The 14,026-nt window shown below is 70.4% G+C and carries 18 protein-coding genes; 7 read left to right on the top strand and 11 right to left on the bottom strand.

The window, feature by feature from the left end; translation table 11 throughout:
* From MUY22_RS12500 to MUY22_RS12485, 4 genes are all read right to left on the bottom strand, one after another.
* A complete protein-coding gene (locus MUY22_RS12500; RefSeq protein ID WP_247059694.1) occupies positions 1-360 on the bottom strand; it encodes a hypothetical protein in 360 nt (119 codons plus the stop codon).
* 123 nt (positions 361-483) lie between these two features.
* On the bottom strand, positions 484-1,125 hold the full coding sequence (locus MUY22_RS12495) for a hypothetical protein (RefSeq protein WP_247059693.1): 642 nt from the start codon (positions 1,123-1,125) through the stop codon (positions 484-486).
* Complete coding sequence (locus MUY22_RS12490; RefSeq protein WP_247059692.1) at positions 1,113-1,913, bottom strand: ABC transporter ATP-binding protein; 801 nt, start codon at positions 1,911-1,913, stop codon at positions 1,113-1,115. The genes MUY22_RS12495 and MUY22_RS12490 overlap by 13 nt, the downstream gene beginning before the upstream one ends.
* Positions 1,910-2,554: an aminodeoxychorismate/anthranilate synthase component II gene (locus tag MUY22_RS12485; protein WP_247059691.1), complete on the bottom strand. Its 645-nt coding sequence runs from the start codon at positions 2,552-2,554 to the stop codon at positions 1,910-1,912. Before MUY22_RS12485 ends, MUY22_RS12490 begins: the two co-directional genes overlap by 4 nt.
* Positions 2,555-2,665: 111 nt before the next feature.
* Here MUY22_RS12485 and MUY22_RS12480 point away from each other — a divergent pair, with 111 nt between their 5' ends.
* Positions 2,666-3,985 carry an FAD-dependent oxidoreductase gene (locus tag MUY22_RS12480; RefSeq protein ID WP_247063837.1) on the top strand — a complete coding sequence of 440 codons (1,320 nt, stop codon included), beginning with the start codon at positions 2,666-2,668 and terminating at the stop codon, positions 3,983-3,985.
* 217 nt (positions 3,986-4,202) lie between these two features.
* Here the strand turns inward: MUY22_RS12480 and MUY22_RS12475 are convergent, their stop codons facing one another.
* Both MUY22_RS12475 and MUY22_RS12470 read right to left on the bottom strand, forming a co-directional pair.
* Entirely contained in the window at positions 4,203-4,859 is a 657-nt protein-coding gene (locus MUY22_RS12475; protein ID WP_247059690.1) for a response regulator transcription factor, read from the bottom strand.
* Complete coding sequence (locus tag MUY22_RS12470; RefSeq protein WP_247059689.1) at positions 4,799-6,634, bottom strand: histidine kinase; 1,836 nt, start codon at positions 6,632-6,634, stop codon at positions 4,799-4,801. The genes MUY22_RS12475 and MUY22_RS12470 overlap by 61 nt, the downstream gene beginning before the upstream one ends.
* A 168-nt stretch (positions 6,635-6,802) precedes the next feature.
* Here MUY22_RS12470 and MUY22_RS12465 point away from each other — a divergent pair, with 168 nt between their 5' ends.
* The 3 genes from MUY22_RS12465 to MUY22_RS12455 all read left to right on the top strand — a co-directional run bounded on the left by MUY22_RS12465 (position 6,803) and on the right by MUY22_RS12455 (position 8,740).
* Positions 6,803-7,516 (top strand): ABC transporter ATP-binding protein, encoded by a 714-nt coding sequence (locus MUY22_RS12465; protein WP_247059688.1) that lies wholly within the window; start codon positions 6,803-6,805, stop codon positions 7,514-7,516.
* Positions 7,513-8,247, top strand: coding sequence for an ABC transporter permease (locus MUY22_RS12460; RefSeq protein WP_247059686.1), 735 nt, complete (start codon positions 7,513-7,515; stop codon positions 8,245-8,247). Before MUY22_RS12465 ends, MUY22_RS12460 begins: the two co-directional genes overlap by 4 nt.
* Positions 8,248-8,347: 100 nt before the next feature.
* Complete coding sequence (locus MUY22_RS12455; RefSeq protein ID WP_247059684.1) at positions 8,348-8,740, top strand: SCO5389 family protein; 393 nt, start codon at positions 8,348-8,350, stop codon at positions 8,738-8,740.
* On the opposite strand, the gene MUY22_RS12450 is transcribed toward MUY22_RS12455, so the two are convergent.
* The 3 genes from MUY22_RS12450 to MUY22_RS12440 are packed head-to-tail and all read right to left on the bottom strand — an operon-like array spanning position 8,709 to position 10,914.
* A complete protein-coding gene (locus tag MUY22_RS12450; protein WP_247059683.1) occupies positions 8,709-9,728 on the bottom strand; it encodes an LLM class flavin-dependent oxidoreductase in 1,020 nt (339 codons plus the stop codon). The genes MUY22_RS12455 and MUY22_RS12450 overlap by 32 nt on opposite strands.
* Positions 9,701-9,856 (bottom strand): hypothetical protein, encoded by a 156-nt coding sequence (locus MUY22_RS12445; protein ID WP_247059681.1) that lies wholly within the window; start codon positions 9,854-9,856, stop codon positions 9,701-9,703. The genes MUY22_RS12450 and MUY22_RS12445 overlap by 28 nt, the downstream gene beginning before the upstream one ends.
* Positions 9,856-10,914 (bottom strand): class E sortase, encoded by a 1,059-nt coding sequence (locus MUY22_RS12440; RefSeq protein ID WP_371827607.1) that lies wholly within the window; start codon positions 10,912-10,914, stop codon positions 9,856-9,858. Before MUY22_RS12440 ends, MUY22_RS12445 begins: the two co-directional genes overlap by 1 nt.
* A gap of 186 nt (positions 10,915-11,100) precedes the next feature.
* On the opposite strand from MUY22_RS12440, the gene crgA reads away from it, so the two are divergent.
* Complete coding sequence (crgA, locus tag MUY22_RS12435; RefSeq protein WP_176173814.1) at positions 11,101-11,367, top strand: cell division protein CrgA; 267 nt, start codon at positions 11,101-11,103, stop codon at positions 11,365-11,367.
* Between the two features lie 112 nt (positions 11,368-11,479).
* Positions 11,480-11,857: a PH domain-containing protein gene (locus MUY22_RS12430; protein WP_247059680.1), complete on the top strand. Its 378-nt coding sequence runs from the start codon at positions 11,480-11,482 to the stop codon at positions 11,855-11,857.
* On the opposite strand, the gene MUY22_RS12425 is transcribed toward MUY22_RS12430, so the two are convergent.
* Positions 11,854-12,648, bottom strand: coding sequence for a rhomboid family intramembrane serine protease (locus MUY22_RS12425; RefSeq protein ID WP_247059679.1), 795 nt, complete (start codon positions 12,646-12,648; stop codon positions 11,854-11,856). The two genes, MUY22_RS12430 and MUY22_RS12425, sit on opposite strands and share 4 nt — an antisense overlap.
* A gap of 195 nt (positions 12,649-12,843) precedes the next feature.
* On the bottom strand, positions 12,844-13,368 hold the full coding sequence (locus MUY22_RS12420) for a peptidylprolyl isomerase (RefSeq protein WP_247059678.1): 525 nt from the start codon (positions 13,366-13,368) through the stop codon (positions 12,844-12,846).
* An 89-nt stretch (positions 13,369-13,457) separates the two neighbouring features.
* On the opposite strand from MUY22_RS12420, the gene MUY22_RS12415 reads away from it, so the two are divergent.
* Positions 13,458-14,021 (top strand): hypothetical protein, encoded by a 564-nt coding sequence (locus tag MUY22_RS12415; protein ID WP_247063832.1) that lies wholly within the window; start codon positions 13,458-13,460, stop codon positions 14,019-14,021.
* Positions 14,022-14,026: the final 5 nt, after the last annotated feature.

The raw sequence follows: 14,026 nt of genomic DNA, 5'->3' as shown, positions 1-14,026 counted from the left end.
TCAGACTCCTTCACCAAGGACATTCCGCAACGCTCGGAGGATCTGATCTGCGTCGTCAGCCGAACCGCAACTGAGCACCAGTTCTTCACCCTTGGGACTCTTGACCTTCAGATCGACCTTCGACGCATCTCGCCGGTGCTTCAGCCAACTGAACAGGCCATTGCAGAACGCCGTGGCTGTGCCGCTGGTCGCGACAACCACCAGGGACTCGAGCGTGCCACCCATCTGTCCTGGGAGCGGGGGCGCCTCCGAGAGCTGGACTCTTCCACGAAGGCCTTCTTCCGCGCGCAGCCACGATCCGAGCTGGCGCAACTCGTTCTGCGCATCCGGTATCGAGATCTCGATCATTCCTGCCGGCACTTGCCATCCCCTCACCCGCGCCTCAGTCGACTCGGCCAAACAGAGTAACCCAGTGACACACATCACGGGAAGTTCGAGCGAAGGATATGCCTTTTGCAAATTGCCACCGCAGAGCACCTGCACTCAGGAACGACGGTGCACGAGCCGGGAGACGACCACGAAGCTGACGGCCAGCACCACCGCCGACGTCACCACCGCCAGCACCAGCGGACCGCCGACCGGATCTTCGTTCGTCAAAGCCTGCAGCAGCGGGTGGACCAGCGGGATCTTCGCCAGCAGCACGACGACCAGGGTGATCACCGCGGCGAGCACCGTCCAGCCGATCCGGTTCACCAGCAGCCGCGAGCACGGCAGCGCGATCGCGATCCCCAGCAGCGCGCACGCGATGTGCGCCAGCAGGCCGATGCCCAGCGCGGCCGGCTGGACCTTGAACGACTTGAGCGCCGACCACGCCTCGGTGATCACCGTCAGGACCAGCGAGCAGCCCAGCACGGTCAGCACCGCGGCGGTGATCAGCCGCCGCCACTGCCGCGCGTGGCTCAGGGTCACCAGGCGCTGCACCGGGTCTTCGATGTCGAGCAGCGCGATCGTCAGCCAGCACGACACGACCAGCAGCCCGCCGGCGCTCACCCCGAACAGCGGCAGCGGCGGCGAGTGCGGGTCGGCGTAGAGGATCACGCAGAGCGCGAGGTAGGCCAGCAGCGCGGGCAGGTACCGCTGCGAATGGCCCAGCAGCGCCAGGTAGTACCGCGTCAACGCGAGCACGGCGCGACCTCTCGGACCGACCAGCCGTCCTTCAGCGCGCGCAGCAGCACGGCGTCGACGGAATCGACGTCGACGGTGAGCACGACTTGCGCGCCTTCGACGACCGCGTGCCGCACGCCGGGCTCGTCCGCCCAGTCGGTGCCGTGCCCGCGCAACACGATCCGGGTGGCCGGCGCGGTGGTTTCGGGGTTTTCTTCGGTGAGCCGCCCGGCGGCCATCAGGTGCACGACGTCGGCGTGGTCGTGCACCACCTGCGGCCGGTGGTCGGTGAACACGACGCTCGCGCCGCGCGCCCGCGTCTCGTCGACGAGCTCGCCGAGGATCGCGTGCGTGGCGACGTCGAGCCCGGACCACGGCTCGTCGAGGATCAGCAGGTCCGGCCGCACCAGCACGGCCTGGGCGAGCCCGACCTTCTGCGCGTTGCCCTTGGACAGCGTCCGCAGCGGCGCCGTCGGGCCGCCGACGAGCGCGAGCCGCTCGAGCAGCGGGTCGATCGCCGACAGGTCGGTGAGATCGCGGATGCGGCCCATGTGCCGCAGGTAGGCGCGCGCGCTCATCCGCTGGCCGGCCGGGAAGCGGTCCGGCAGGTAGCCGATCCGCGGGCTGCCGGTGACGGTGCCGGTGGTGGCGTGCGAGACGCCGGCCATGATCCGCAGCAGCGTCGACTTGCCGGAGCCGTTGGTGCCGAGGATGCCCACGACCCGCCCGGGTTCGACGCTCAGGTCGACGTCGTGGAGGACGAAGTTCCCGCGTCCGTACCGCTTACCGACGCCCTTGAGCCGGATCACGCAACGGCGGCCTTCTGCAGCGCCTTCGTCGCGCGCTCGAGCTCGGCCACACGCTTCGGGTCGACGGGGTGCCCGGCCGTGGCCATCCAGTTGGCCAGCATCCGGTGGCCGCCCTCGGTGAGCACGGACTCGGGGTGGAACTGGACGCCTTCGAGCGGCAGCTCGCGGTGGCGCATGCCCATCACGATGCCGGTCGCGGTGCGGCCGGTGACCTCGAAGACGTCGTCCGGGATCGTCTCCGGGAGCACCGTCAAGGAGTGGTAGCGGGTGGCCGTGAATTCTTCCGGCAGGCCTTTCAGGACGCCGACGCCGGCGTGGCGCACCTGGCTCGTCTTGCCGTGCAGCAGTTCGGGAGCGCGGTCGACGGTCGCGCCGTAGACGACGCCGAGCGCTTGGTGGCCGAGGCAGACGCCGAGCATCGGGGTCGACGTCTCGGCGCACTTGCGGATGACGTCCATGCTCTGACCAGCGCGTTCGGGGGTGCCGGGGCCGGGTGAGACGAGCACGGCGTCGAACTCGGAGACGCGGTCGAGGTCCACGACGTCGTTGCGCCAGACCGTGCAGTCGGCGCCGAGCTGGGCCAAGTACTGGACCAGGTTGTAGACGAAGCTGTCGTAGTTGTCGACGACCAAGACGCGCATGCGGCGAGCTTACCGGCTCCCACTGGCTGGACCGTACCGCAAATCACATTTTAGGTTAGGGCAACCTAACTTACCGTGGTAGACGTGAGCCGATCCCTTCGCGTAGCCATCGTGGGCGCCGGTCCTGCCGGCATCTACGCCGCCGACATCCTGGACAAGTCCGACGCCGACGTCACGATCGATCTGTTCGAACGGATGCCCGCGCCCTTCGGGCTGATCCGCTACGGCGTCGCGCCCGACCACCCGCGGATCAAGGGCATCGTGACCGCGCTGCACAAGGTGCTGGACAAGCCGAACATCCGGCTGCTGGGCAACATCGACTACGGCACCGACATCAAGCTCGAAGAGCTGCGCGAGTTCTACGACGCGGTCATCTTCTCGACGGGCGCGTCCGCCGACCGCGCGCTGGACATCCCGGGCGTCGACCTCGACGGCAGCTACGGCGCCGCCGACTTCGTCTCCTGGTACGACGGCCACCCGGACGTCCCGCGCACCTGGCCGCTGAACGCGTCTTCGGTCGCGGTGCTCGGCGTCGGCAACGTCGCGCTCGACGTCGCGCGCATCCTCGCGAAGACGGCCGACGAGCTGCTGACCACGGACATCCCGGACAACGTCCACCAGGGCCTCACGGCGAGCCCGGTGACGGACGTCCACGTGTTCGGCCGCCGCGGCCCGGCGCAGGCGAAGTTCACGCCGCTGGAGCTGCGCGAACTGGACCACTCGCCGAACGTCGAGGTCATCGTCCAACCCGAGGACATCGAGTTCGACGAGGGCAGCATCACCGCGCTGCGGGCGTCGAAGCAGATCGACATGGTCGTGAAGACGTTGCAGGAGTGGGCGATCCGCGACCCGGGTTCCCGCCCTCGCCGCTTGCACCTGCACTTCTTCCACTCGCCGTCGGAGGTCCTGGGCGCCGACGGCCGCGTGACGGGCCTCCGCACGGAACGCACGGAACTGACGGGAGACGGAAACGTCCGCGGCACGGGCGAGTTCCACGACTGGGACGTCCAGGCGGTGTACCGCGCGGTGGGCTACCTGTCGTCGCACCTGCCGGAGCTGCCGTTCGACCACGTGAACGGCGTGGTCCCGAACCAGGCGGGCCGCGTGCTGGACCTGGACGAGAACCAGCTCCCGGGCGTCTACGTGACGGGCTGGATCAAACGCGGCCCGATCGGCCTGATCGGCCACACGAAGGGCGACGCCGCGGAGACGATCACCAGCCTCCTGACCGACGCCGACACCCTGACGGCCCCGAAGCACCAAGCACCGGACGCGATCCTGGACTTCCTGGCCGCCCGCGGAATCCCGTTCACGACCTGGCAAGGCTGGGCCAAGCTGGACGCCCACGAGAAGTCCCTGGGGCTCGCAGCCGGCCGAGAGCGGATCAAGGTGGTGGAGCGCGAGGAGATGACCCGGGTCTCGCGCGGCTGAGCTCCCCCAACGCCGTGGCGGCCACCTCCGGACTGGCCGGAACGGCCGCCACGGACCAGCCCCAACACCCCGATTTTCGGCCCACTCACCTCACAAGACAGCCCCCACCCATCCCTGGGGGGCGTCCCCTGTCCAGCGTATCGGGACCCGGTCGCTCAAAGGGGTGACGCGGGGAATCTGTGGACAACTCGCGCCCTGTGGATGGTTTTGTTGCGCGTCAGCTCGCGCCGAGGTAGGCGAGGACCGCCAGGACGCGACGGTTCGTGTCGTCCGAGGCCGTGATGGTCAGCTTGGCGAAGATGTTCGCGGTGTGTTTGCCGACCGCTCCTTCGCTGAAGTGCAGCCGTGCGGCGATCGCCGCGTTCGAACAGCCTTCCGCCATCAGGCCCAGGACTTCGCGTTCGCGTGCGGTCAAAGCCGCCAGTGGGTCGGATGGGTTGCCCGCCAACAGCTTGGCGATCACCTCCGGGTCCATCACCGTGCCGCCGGCGGCGACGCGGCGGACCGCGTCGATGAACTGGTCCGCGTTGAACACGCGGTCCTTCAACAGGTAGCCGATCGCGCCCGTGCCGTCGGCGAGCAGCTCGCGCGCGTACAGCTGCTCGACGTGCTGGGACAGCACCAAGATCGGCAAACCCGGAAGGTCGCGGCGGACCGCCAGCGCCACCTGGATGCCTTCGTCCGTGTTCGTCGGCGGCATCCGGACGTCCACAATGGACACGTCGGGCCGGTGGGAACGCAACGCCGACTCCAGTTCCGGGCCGGTGCCGACCGCCGCTACGACGTCGAAGCCGTGCGCGGCCAAGAGGTGCGTCAGGCCGTCTCGGAGGAGGTACTGGTCTTCGGCGATGACGGCTCTGGGTCGAGCTGGCACGGGATCTCCACGGTCGCCCTCGTCGGCCCGCCGGTCGGGCTGGTCAGCGTCAACCTACCGTCGAAGCCGCCGAGCCGGCGCTCGATCCCGCGCAGGCCCGAGCCGCGCGCCGGGTTCGCGCCGCCGGGGCCGTCGTCGGTCACCGTCAGCGTCAGCACGCTGTCCTCGAATGCGACGCCGATGGTCGCGCGGCGCGAGCCGTGTTTGGCCGCGTTGCCCAGCAGCTCCGACACCGCGAAGTACGCGCACGCCTCCACCGGCTCCTCGACGCGCCCGGGCAGCGAGCCGGTGACTTCCGCTTTGACCGGGCTGTCCAGCGCGATCGCGCGCACCGCGTCCAGCAGCCCGCGCTCGGACAGCACCGGCGGGTGGATGCCGCGGATCAGCACCCGCAGCTCGGCGAGCGCTTCCGCCGACGCCGACCGCAGCTCGGCCGCCAGCCGTTTCGCCGCCGCCGGGTCGTGGTCCACCAGCGCTTCGACCGCGCCGAGCTTCATCCCCATGGCGACCAGCCGCGACTGGATCCCGTCGTGCAGGTCGCGCTCGATCCGCCGCAGCTCCGCGGCCTGCGCGACGGTGACGTCCGTGCGCGTCTGCTTCAGCCGTTCGACGCGCTGCGCGAGCCGGGACGCCTCGGTCGGCCCCAGCAGCAGCCGCGCGAACTTGCCCGCCTCCGTCGCCAGGAACGTCGTCGGGACCAGCCCGAGGACGAACGCGGCGAGCGCGAGCGGGGTCAGCACGAGCGCGTGCGCGGTGTCCGACGGCACGCCGAAGAACCCCGGCCAGGTGACGTCCCACGTCGCCATGATCGGCCGCCAGATCCACAGGTCGAGCAGGCCGAGGAAACCGCCGAACACCAGCACGGCCGTCGGCAGCGCCAGCAGCGCCGAACCCAGCGGCAGGACGACGGCCGCGAGCACGTCGCGCCAGGTCGCGCGGTCGCGCAGCACCCACCGCGTGCGCGAGAGCTGCATCGGCCACCACGGCTCTTCGTAGAGTTGCTGGCCCACCTGGAAAAGCCCGTCGGGCCGGGGTGTCGGCAAGGGCGGCGGCGGCAGGTACGGGGACAGGATCCGCACGCCCGTCCAGTTGCCGACTTCGCGGCGCAGGGTGTTCGCGATGTCCCGGCTCCACCGCACCACCGGTGCCGCCATCGGCGGGGCCACGAGCAGCAGGGCCACCGGCCACACCGCGAACGCCGTGAGCACCAGCGAAAGCGCGAAGATCCCCAGCTGGTGGCCGAGCGAATCCAGCCGCCGGTGCATCCACCGCAGGGCGCCGATCTTCGACGCCGCACCGGGACGGCGGCCGAGCCACCAGCGCGTCCAGCGGCCGTAACCGCGCAGCACCACCGGCCCGCCGAGCAGCGCGAACACCGGCAGCAACAGCGTGGCCGGCGGGTTCACCAGCTGCCAGCTGAACTCGCGCTGCGCCGCCGGGTCCTCCATCACCCACGTGAGCCGGCGGCTCCAGCTGATCCAGAACGCGCGCTTGTAGAGCGTGTTGCCGTCGCGGTACCAGCCGTCGCGTTCCCGTTCCGGTGCCGGCGGCTCGGGTCGGTACGGCGGCTCGACCTCGACGCCGCACCAGCGCGCGGACAGCGTCCGGATCGTCGCCGAGCGGTGCCGGGCCCACTCGATCGCGGGGCCCAGGAAGAAGACCAAGCCGAGGCACAGCAACGCGAAGGCGACCAGCTCGATCAGGACGTCGAACCAGCTCAGCAACGCAAACGCCGCGAGCGCGAACGCCCGGCCGACCGCACGCACGTAGGCCATCTCCCACCTCCTGTCCCGTGATCCTCGCCGATCGACACGCACCCGCGCACTGCCCGCAGCTCCCCGGCCGGGGTGGGCCCAGCCCCACCCCGGCGTCAGCAAAACCCTACTTGAGCTGGGGATTCAGCAGGATTCTCCGGACGCTCCCGAGTTCGTAGCGTTTGCGCCATGCCCCTCATCGAAGTCACCGACCTCCACAAGCGCTACGGCGACCGGGTCGCGGTCGACGGCGTTTCGTTCGCCGTCGACCGCGGCGAGGTCTTCGGCATCCTCGGCACGAACGGCGCCGGGAAGACCACCACGGTCGAATGCCTCCAGGGCCTGCGCCAGGCCGACGCCGGCACGCTGTCGGTGCTCGGCCTGAACCCCGCGACCGACCGGGCGGCGCTGACCCGCCGCGTCGGCGTCCAGCTCCAGGAGAGCCGGCTGCCCGCGAAGCTGCGGGTGCGCGAGGCGCTGGAGCTGTTCGCCTCCTTCTACGCCGAGCCGGCCGACGTCGACGTCCTGCTCGACCGGCTCGACCTGCGGGAGCACGCCCGCAGCTACTTCGGCAAGCTCTCCGGCGGCCAGAAGCAGCGCGTCTCGATCGCGCTCGCGCTGGTCGGGAACCCGGAGCTGGCGATCCTCGACGAGCTGACCACCGGCCTCGACCCGCACGCCCGCCGCGACACCTGGAAGCTCGTCGAAGCCATCCGCGACGCCGGGGTCACGGTCCTGCTCGTCACGCACTTCATGGACGAGGCCGAGCGCCTCTGCGACCGCGTCGCGATCTTCGACGCCGGGCGCGTGGTCGCCACCGGCACCCCCGCCGAACTCCGCGCCGCCGCCGGAGAATCCACTTTGGACGACGCGTTCGTCTCGCTCACGAGGAGTGCCCGGTGAAGACCTTCGCGAAGATCACCGCCACCGAAGCGAAACTGTTCCTGCGCACGCCGATGTGGGCCGTGACCGGGTTGCTGCTGCCGACGGGTGTCCTGCTCGCCGTCGGCCTCATCCCGGGCATGACCGAGCCGAGCGAGATCACCGGCGGGTACCGGTTCATCGACCTGTGGGTGCCGTCGCTGATCGTCATCAGCATCGGCATCCTCGCGCTGCAGTCCATCCCCGCCGCCGTCGCGACCTACCGCGAACAGGGCGTGCTGAGACGCCTGGCCACGACGCCGGTGCACCCGGCGTACCTGCTCGGCGCGCAACTGCTCGTCCACGTCGTGGTCGCGCTGGCCGGCATCGCGCTGACCCTGGGTCTCGCCGCCGCCGTGTTCGACGTCCCGCTGCCGAAGCACCCGCCGGCGTTCGCGGTGACCCTGCTCCTCGGCATCGTCTCGGTGTTCGCGCTCGGCCTGCTCGCCGCGGCGGTCGCCCGGACGGCGAAGAGCGCCGGCGGCATCGCGGCGATCGCGTTCCTGCCGATCATGTTCTTCGGCGGCGTCTACCTGCCGCGGCCGCTGCTGCCCGAGGTGCTGCGCCGGATCGGCGACTACCTCCCGCCGGGCGCGCAGCCGCTGCAGGACGCCTGGGTCGGCCCCGGCGTCCAGCCGCTGCAGCTGGTGGTGCTCGCGGCATTCGCCGTAATCGGTACGGCATCGGCCGCACGGCTCTTCCGCTGGGAGTGACCGGCCCTTCCGCCATAATGGTGATGATCATCGTTTTCTCTTGTGGCCGGGCCACCCGGCCGGTAGCCAAGAGGGTGGCCCTGCTCAAACTGGAGGTTCGATGTCCCTGGACGTGTCACCCGCGCTGCTGGAGAAGGCCGAGCGCGGGGAGGTCTCCGACGCCGAGTTCGTCACCTGCGTCAAGGAATCCCTGCCCTACGCCTGGGAAGTCATCACCGGCGTCATCGCCGACGCCGAGGGCGCCGCGGACGGCTTCGCCGACAACGAGACGCCGCCGCCGAGCGAGGCCGCCCGCGGCCAGCTGCTGCGGGCGCTGGCGTCGGACGCGATCCGCGGCGGCCTGGAGCGGCACTTCGGCGTCAAGCTGGCGTTCCAGAACTGCCACCGGATCGCCGTGTTCAAGAATTCCGAGCTCGACGGAGACCGCTACCGCGCGTTCGTCTCGCCGCGCGGGCAGCTGCTCAACCAGAGCCCGGAGCTGCGGGACTGCTAGCCCGCAGCGCGGGCAGCACCTCGGTGCCGATCCGCGCGATGTTCGCGCAAGTCCCCTCCGGCGTACCGGACGCCTCCACGAGCATCAGCACGTGGGCGACGCCGGTGCGCCGGAGGCTCGTTTCCAGCGTCCGCACGCAGTGCCCGGCGTCGCCGACGGGGTGGATCGCGCAGAGCCGTTCGGTGTACTCCCCCGGGTCCCGCGCGGGGCCGGGCCGCCCGTCGACCGTGACGTGCGCGCCGAGCCCGTCCGCCAGCCAGCCGGGCAGCGCCGCGCGGACGACGTCGACGGCGTCGGCGCCCACCTGGCAGAGCACGGTCGAGACGTGCTTGGCCTCGGCTCCGTAGGCCGCGACGGTCGCCGCCTTCTCCGCGTCGCCCGCGTGCAGGCCGAGCAGCATCGGCAACCCGCGCCGAGCGGCCACGCGCACCGCGTCCGACGCCGGCCCGCCGACCGCCACGACGACGTCCGGCCGCCGTTCCGGCGCGGGCACCACCGGGACCTCCCGGAAGCCGAAGTGCCGCCCGGCCGCGCCCACCCGGCCGGTCGCGGCGCGCAGGAAGACGTCGAGGCTCTCTTCGAAACCGGTCTCGTAGCGGTCCAGCCCGGTGCCGAACACCTCGAGGTCCTGCCACGGGCCGCCGCGCCCGACGCCGAGCCGCAGCCGGCCGCCGGAGACGGCGTCGAGCATCGACCACTGCTCCGCGAGCGCCACCGGGTGCGTCGTCGACAGCACGCTCACCGCGGTGCCGACGCCGATCCGCGACGTCCGCCCGAGCACGTGCGCGGCCAGCGTGATCGCCGACGGGCACACGCCGTAGGGCGTGAAGTGGTGCTCGGCGAACCAGACGTCGTCGAACCCGGCCCGCTCCGCCGCCTCGGCGGCCCGGACCGAGCGGCGCAGCACGTCGCCGTCCGCCTGGCCCGGGAACCGGCCGCTGACCAGGAAGATCCCGAACCTCAGTTGACCGCGACCTCGTTGAACCACAGCCGCGGCTCGAGCCACGGGAACACGATGAACATCAGCAGGGCGACCACACCGAGCGCGAGGACGACGGACACCGTCAGCTTCGCCGCGAACGGGCCCGGCAGCTTCCGCCAGAGCCAGCCGTACATCAGGCCTCCCCGATCTTCGAGAGCAGGTCGCCGTAGTCCTTGACCTGGTTCTTCGGCACCTGCTGGGTGAGCACCGAGGTGATGATGAGCCGCTGCTGGGCGGAGAACTGCGGGTGGCACGTCGTGAGCGTGAGCAGCGCGGCCTGCTGGGCCTTCGGCAGCGTCTCGGCGTCCTTGTACGGGACCGGGTTCACCGCGGTGCCCTGGCTGGGCAGCACGACCTTGCGGCCGAAGGTCTCGCTGTACGCACCGCCCTCTTCGGCGTTCGTGTCGCGCAGCGTCGAGACGCCTTTGCACCGCGGGTCGGCGCCCTTGCCGCCGGCCCAGTCCTTCATCTCGTCGTCGTACGGGAGGACCTTGTAGATGTAGAAGTCGGTCGAAGTCTCGATCACGATCTGGTCACAAGATGAGAGGTTGTCCAGATCGTTGAACGGGGCGCCCTTGCCGACGCGGTGGCCGGCGACGGCGAAGTTGCCGGGCTCGCCGGGCAGCGCCGTGCCCTTGTAGTGGCCGGGACCGACTTCGAGCGAGGCGTCGTCGGTGCCTTCCTGGATGGTGAAGTTGTAGTCGACGCCGAACGTCGGGATGTGGATCCGGGCGAACGCCTTGCCGTCGACCAGCTCGGGGTGCAGCGTCCGGTCGTGCGCCCACTCGCCGTTGAGCTGGTCGCTCGCCTCGGACTGCTTGCCGGCCGAGAACAGGTCGGTCACGTACAGCTCGTAGACCATGAACAGCAGCACGACCAGGCCGAGCGTGATGAGGACTTCGCCGGCCGTGCGGATGGCGACGCCGCCCTTGCCCAGCGGGGCCGGGGCGGGTTTCTCCTTGGTCGCGGTGCCGCCCTTGCCGACCGGGGCGAAGACGACGGTCTCCTCGGCCGAGCCCGGCGGCGGGACGGGGCCGGTGTAGCGGCGGGGCGGCGGGCCCTGCGGACGCCGTGGCGGGGGCCCCTGCGGGGCCTGGCCGCGCGGCGGCGTCGGGGGCTGGCGGCGTTGGGGCACGGGCCGCTGTCCGGGGTGTCTGCGCCGGTCGTCATCCGGTCCTTCGCGCGTAGCCACGCAAGCTCCTCTCAAGCCGCGTCGAACCCTGGGTGACGCATGCGTCACGGTCCGGGAAATCCGACCACTCCTGGACGCTGCTTTACTGCGGTCGTTTACGTTAACGTGTGCGGGTGGCGCTGGTTGCGCACCCTAAGCGGGACAGCGCCACCAGACGAGCCCGAAGAGCACCGCGAGGAACACACGATGCCCAAGTCCAAGGTCCGCAAGAAGACTGCTTACACCCCGCCTGCCGACCGGCGCACGCCGGTGAAGGTGCGGGCCGCAGGCCCTACCGGCCTCGCCTGGAAGATCCCGATGTTCGGGTTGATGATCCTGGGCCTGGTGTGGCTGCTGGTGAACTACATCGCCGGGGACAAGATCTCCTGGATGGCCGACCTCGGCAACTGGAACTTCGCCGGCGGGTTCGCGCTGATGATCGCGGGTCTGCTGATGACGATGCGCTGGCGCTGATTATTACTCCGAATGGCGGCTTGACGCCGAATTACACCGGTGTGACTCATCCCCAGTGTGGATAACCCCTGTGGATAACTACCCCACCTCGTGGGCGCCGCGGCGAGCCCTTGTGGTATCCGCGTGGGCCGTCACGGCGCTGCTGGTGCTCGGCGTGGTCGTCGACGCCTTGACCGACGACCGCGGCGGCTTGGTGCTGTTCGCCCTGGCGGCGGTGGCTGTCGGCGCCTTCGCGACGCACGCCACGATCGTCCGGCCCCGGCTGGCCGCCGACGCCGAAGGCCTGCTGACCAGGACGCTCGGCGGCACGCAGCGGCTGCCGTGGGCCCAGACCCGGACCCGGCTGCGCACCACGCGCCGGCTGGGCCGCGACGGCGTCACCCTCGAGATCGAGCACGACGACCAGCTGTACGTCTTCGGGTGGCTGGAGCTCGGCGAGGACCCGCGGGACGTCCTGGACGTCCTCAGCTCCCTGCGTGCGCGCGGCTAGACGCAGTTGTAGAGCTGCAACCCGCGGTACGGGACGAGGCCGCACGTCTGGGCGGCGAACTGGCTGTCCTTGTAGACCAGCAGGCCGGCGATCGCGACGACGATGATCGCGAGCCCGGTGATCTGCCAGCGCCGCTGGTCGGCCTCCGGCGCGTAGAGCAGCGCGACGGCCACCAGCGCCCCCGTCACCAGGCCGCCGACGTGCGCGTAGATCGAGATGCCCGGGATGCCGAACGTGATGAAGGCGTTCAGGGCGAGGGTGATGATCAGCCCGGTCGGGTTCAGCCGCAGCTTCAGCACGATCACCGCGTACGCGCCCATCAGGCCGAACAGCGCGCCGGACGCGCCGGCGGTCGACTTCTGCGGGTCGTCGAACAGCAGCACCGCCGCGGACGCGCCGAGCATCGAGATGAAGTAGAGCGCCAGGTAGCGGCCGCGGCCGCAGACCTGCTCCAGGGACCGGCCCATCATCCAGAGCGAGAACATGTTGACCGCGACGTGGATCGGCCCGAAGTGCAGGAACCCGCTGGTCAGGACCCGCCACCACTCGCCGCCGCCGAGGGTCGCGCTGCCGTACAGCTCGCCGTACTGGAAGAAGCTCGAGTAGTCGTTGTTCGTGAGGCTCTTCGCCTGGAACGCCGTGAACAGGAAGACCAGGACGTTCACCGCGAGGATGACCTGCGTGACGAGCACCGACTGGGACAGCCGCGCGCCGAAGACGGTGCGCTGGCCGAAGCCGGCTTCCTGGTAGCTGCGTTGCTGGCGGCGCTGCTGCTGGCTGCCGGCGTGCACGCAGTCGGTGCACTGGAAGCCGACCGGGGCCTCCTGGAGGCAATCCGGGCACGCCGGACGCCCGCACCGGGAACAGCTCAGCCCGGTCGGGCGGTTCGGGTGCCACCAGCACCCGGGCAGTGCGGCCTGGGGATGTGCGGCGGGGTTCGGCGGTTGGCTCACGATAGGAACCAACCTACCGAAACTCCCCGCAGCTCAGCCCTCGTGGTCGATCGTGACCTTCTCGATGACGACGTCGGACAGCGGACGGTCCGCCGGCCCGGTGGAGGCACGGCCGATCGCGTCGACGACGTTGCGCGACTCCTGGTCGGCCACCTCGCCGAAGATCGTGTGCTTGAAGTTCAGGTGGGTGGTCGGCGCCACGGTGATGAAGAACTGCGAGCCGTTGGTGCCGGGCCCGGCGTTCGCCATGGCCAGCAGGTACGGCTTGCTGAACTGCAGCTCCGGGTGGAACTCGTCGCCGAACTTGTAGCCCGGGCCGCCGCGGCCGGTCCCGGTCGGGTCGCCGCCCTGCAGCATGAAGCCGTCGATGACGCGGTGGAAGATCGAGCCGTCGTAGAACGGGCCGGAGTTCGTGCCCGCCGCGTTCGGCTGGGTGTACTCCTTGGTGCCCTCCGCGAGACCGACGAAGTTCGCGACCGTCTTGGGCGCGTGGTCGGGGAGCAGGATCAGGTTGATGTCACCCTGGTTGGTGTGCAGCGTCGCTTTCACGCGCTTCATGGTGCCATCTGCGGCGGGCGCGTGGAAAAAGGGGCACGATAGGTTACGGGCAACAGAGCAGTGTCAAAACGATTGATGAGGTGAAGGCCATGTCCCGGGCGACAGCCCAGGCCGTCGATGCCGCCGACAAGCTTGTCTCCGAAGGAGCCAAGACCGGCCGCCGCGTGCAGAAGCAGCTCGCGAAGAAGACGGAACTGACCCGCAAGGAGCTCAAGAAGAGCTCGAAGGCCGCCCGCAAGGAGGCCCTCGCCCGGCTCTCCGAGCTGCGCAAGCCTGGTCGCAAGGCGAAGAAGGCCGCCATCAAGGCCGCGAAGGCGGCCGGTGACTCGAAGCGTCGCGGCAAGAAGGACTTCAAGTCCGCGAAGAAGGACTTCGCCGCTGCCGTCGTCGAGGCGAAGGCTGCTGCCAAGGGCACCCGCAGCCGTCGTCGCTGGCCGTGGCTGCTCGGACTGGTCGTGATCGGCGCCGGTGCCGCCTACGTGCTGCGCTCGAAGCAGGAGCCGCCGGTCGCCCCGGCGCCGCCGAAGGCCACCCCGCCGGCTCCGCCGAAGCCGGCTGAAGCAGTGAAGCCCGCCGCGGCTCCGGCTCCCAAGCCGGCTCCGCAGGCGAACGGCAAGGCGCCGTCCTCGTCGCCTGCCGAAAAGAAGAACTGAAGACG

The organism is Amycolatopsis sp. WQ 127309, assembly GCF_023023025.1.
Lineage (GTDB): Bacteria > Actinomycetota > Actinomycetes > Mycobacteriales > Pseudonocardiaceae > Amycolatopsis.
Note: the sequence above shows the minus strand (reverse complement) of the source record. Positions and strands in the feature narration are given on the sequence as shown.

Coding starts and splice junctions, on each gene's coding strand:
- MUY22_RS12465 (WP_247059688.1), top strand. CDS start 6,803: ATGCCCCTCATCGAAGTCACCGACCTCCACAAGCGCTACGGCGACCGG.
- MUY22_RS12485 (WP_247059691.1), bottom strand. CDS start 2,554: ATGCGCGTCTTGGTCGTCGACAACTACGACAGCTTCGTCTACAACCTG.
- MUY22_RS12455 (WP_247059684.1), top strand. CDS start 8,348: ATGTCCCTGGACGTGTCACCCGCGCTGCTGGAGAAGGCCGAGCGCGGG.
- MUY22_RS12445 (WP_247059681.1), bottom strand. CDS start 9,856: ATGTACGGCTGGCTCTGGCGGAAGCTGCCGGGCCCGTTCGCGGCGAAG.
- MUY22_RS12415 (WP_247063832.1), top strand. CDS start 13,458: ATGTCCCGGGCGACAGCCCAGGCCGTCGATGCCGCCGACAAGCTTGTC.
- crgA (WP_176173814.1), top strand. CDS start 11,101: ATGCCCAAGTCCAAGGTCCGCAAGAAGACTGCTTACACCCCGCCTGCC.
- MUY22_RS12420 (WP_247059678.1), bottom strand. CDS start 13,368: ATGAAGCGCGTGAAAGCGACGCTGCACACCAACCAGGGTGACATCAAC.
- MUY22_RS12470 (WP_247059689.1), bottom strand. CDS start 6,634: ATGGCCTACGTGCGTGCGGTCGGCCGGGCGTTCGCGCTCGCGGCGTTT.